Origin of the sequence: Meiothermus cerbereus, assembly GCF_051297115.1 — a bacterium.
Taxonomy (GTDB): Bacteria; Deinococcota; Deinococci; order Deinococcales; family Thermaceae; genus Meiothermus; species Meiothermus cerbereus_A.
In genome coordinates this window covers 1-2,233 of record NZ_JBEVAL010000138.1, presented here as the reverse complement: position 1 = coordinate 2,233, position 2,233 = coordinate 1, and the positions used below count along the sequence as shown (strand labels likewise).

Here is a 2,233-nt window from a genome sequence, read left to right as displayed (position 1 = left end):
TCAAGACTTCGATGTTCTTCAGCGTTCTCATATCCGCTCCCTCCGCAACCGCTCCATGATTTCCCGCTCCTCCGGGGTGAGCGGCAGGTCATCCAGGGACTTCAGGCGGGGTCGGGCAGGTTCAGGCTTGGTTCGAGGGGGCTGCGCGGCCCTTGCACCAAAGGCAGCCAGGGCCGCCTCGACGGCCTTTCGCTTGGCCCGGATGCCCCTCGAGGCCAGCAGCAGCCGGGCCTGGGCTGGGGTCAGGGTCTCGCTGGTCAGTCGCGAGAGGTAGTCTCTGAGCGCCAGGGGGTCGTTGATTCTACGCATGTTCACCTCCAAAATGCGTATTTAGCTTTCAAGCACGCATTTCACCCCCTCCTGGCCCTCAGGAGGGGGGGTATGTGGGACGTTTTATTACGTTTCCGGGAGAAACAGCCCCTGCAACGCCCGGGCCTTCTCCCACAGGTTCATGCTCACCTGGGGGGCCCTCGAGGGCCCCCTGGTTCAAAACCGCCTGTCCGGCCCCTGCACCTCCACCGCCACCCCGCCCTGGATGCGCGAGAGCACCGCCTCACCCACCTCGCCTAACCGAGCGGCGTAGGCCTCAGGGGACAGGTTGGAGGTGATGATGAGGTCGCACCCGCCCGCGCTCGAGCGCTCCACCAGGGCGTAGAGGCGTTCCAGAGTAAAAGGGGTGAGCCTTGTCTTGCCCCCGTCGTCGAGCACCAGCCGCTCATACTGGGGCAAGGTTCCTTCCCCCGCCGCCGCCAGCCGCTCCTCGGCCAGGAAGTCGAGTTCGCTCCTGAAACGCACGAACCGTCCTTCGGCCACCAGCCGGGCCGCGATTCTGAGGGCCAGATGGGTTTTGCCCACCCCCGGCGGGCCGTAGAGGTACAGCAAGCCCCCCTGGTAGCGCCGGGCCGCTTCGATGGCGGCCTTGTTGCCGCTGTGGGCCTCCAGGGGGCGCTCCAGATACTCCCGGTAGCGGGGGTAGCCCGCAAGATCAGCCCGCAAAAACTGCGGGGCCTTCCACAGCCGCCATGAGGCGAGCAAGGCGGTCTGGTACTGGGCGGGCTCGAGGTAGCCACAGTCGCAGTCGTGCTCGATCTGGCTGGGCCGCTCGAAGGTGTACCCGGCCAGGGCCGCCGCGCCGCACAAAGGGCAGGGGGGTAGGCTGGGGTCGTGGGCCACTTCTTGCCCCCCTTTGGAGCGTAGGGCCTCGAGCACAGGGGCAAGGTTCAGAACTGCTCGCCGGTCGCTGTCCATGTCTTCTCCTCCTTCTTTCCCCGCCCCGCCAGCACCCGCCGGGCGTACAAGAGCGGCTGGTCGGGGGCCTTCTTCCTCACCTCGAGCAGCACCTGCCGCACGGCCTCGTCCCCTAACCGCTCGATCTCGCTGGCGAACTCCTCCAACCAGGCCAGGGTGGTGGGGACGCGCTTGGCTAGTGGCAGGGACTCCACCAGGTTGAATAGCTCCAGCAGGGTCTCCTTGTGCTGATGGGCGAGCCGCTGGATCAGCGCGTTCTGCTCCTTGCGGGCCCGGTACAAGAGCCCCGCCCGCCAGCCCCCTAGCTCCTGGGCCAGCGACCCGGCAGGGTCGGGGTAGCGAGAGCCTGCTTTGTTTCGCTTGTTTTCCTGTGACACTTTGTCACGTGGTTTCTCTCTTTTCGCAAGGGGTTTTCTCTCTCCAGCACGCAAAGGCGTGTGACATTTTGTCACGGGGTTTCCTGCGATTCCCTGTGACACTCTGTCACGCTTTATCCGGTGCATCGCCTGCCGCCGGGCCTCGGGGTTCCCTAAAGGAAAGGCCCCAGGGTCTTCCCCCAGGGCCTCCCAGAGCAAAAGCCCGTCTTTCAGCGAGAGCCGCTCGAGCACCTCCCGCAACCGATGGGCTTCAAGCCGATACCAGCTTCTCTTCCGTGGCATGATCCACCAGGGCCAGGAACTCCTCTTCGCTCAGGGGGTGCTTCCAAAGCTGGGTGGCCTGTTCCCCTACCGCTACCTTTTCCATATGTCCTCCACGGAAAAGGAAAGGGGGGCGGCACCGCCCCCTGGTCTACGCCGCCTCCTCAAAACCCGCTTCCGCCTCCAGCACCTCCACGTACCCGCTCCCGCCGCACATCCGGCAGGCTACGGGCCGCTCGTCTTGCAGGTAGTAGCCGTAGCTCGCGCTGTAGTAGTCGCAGGCCACCGTCACGTAGCCGTTTCCCTGGCACTCAGGACAGAGTTCCTCACGCATAGTTTCACCTCGC

4 protein-coding genes are annotated in these 2,233 nt (G+C 65.2%); all 4 read right to left on the bottom strand.

Annotation, left to right across the window (positions count from 1 at the left end):
* Window positions 1-27: 27 nt before the first annotated feature.
* Window positions 28-309 carry a hypothetical protein gene (locus ABWU19_RS14695; RefSeq protein ID WP_435902388.1) on the bottom strand — a complete coding sequence of 94 codons (282 nt, stop codon included), beginning with the start codon at window positions 307-309 and terminating at the stop codon, window positions 28-30.
* Window positions 310-486: 177 nt separating this feature from the next.
* Window positions 487-1,248: an ATP-binding protein gene (locus ABWU19_RS14690; protein ID WP_435902387.1), complete on the bottom strand. Its 762-nt coding sequence runs from the start codon at window positions 1,246-1,248 to the stop codon at window positions 487-489.
* Entirely contained in the window at window positions 1,221-1,625 is a 405-nt protein-coding gene (locus ABWU19_RS14685) for a hypothetical protein (RefSeq protein ID WP_435902386.1), read from the bottom strand. The genes ABWU19_RS14690 and ABWU19_RS14685 overlap by 28 nt, the downstream gene beginning before the upstream one ends.
* Before the next feature lie 412 nt (window positions 1,626-2,037).
* Window positions 2,038-2,233: hypothetical protein (locus tag ABWU19_RS14680; RefSeq protein ID WP_435902385.1), on the bottom strand; the 196-nt coding region annotated here is incomplete at its 5' end.

Coding starts and splice junctions, on each gene's coding strand:
- ABWU19_RS14695 (WP_435902388.1), bottom strand. CDS start 309: ATGCGTAGAATCAACGACCCCCTGGCGCTCAGAGACTACCTCTCGCGA.
- ABWU19_RS14690 (WP_435902387.1), bottom strand. CDS start 1,248: ATGGACAGCGACCGGCGAGCAGTTCTGAACCTTGCCCCTGTGCTCGAG.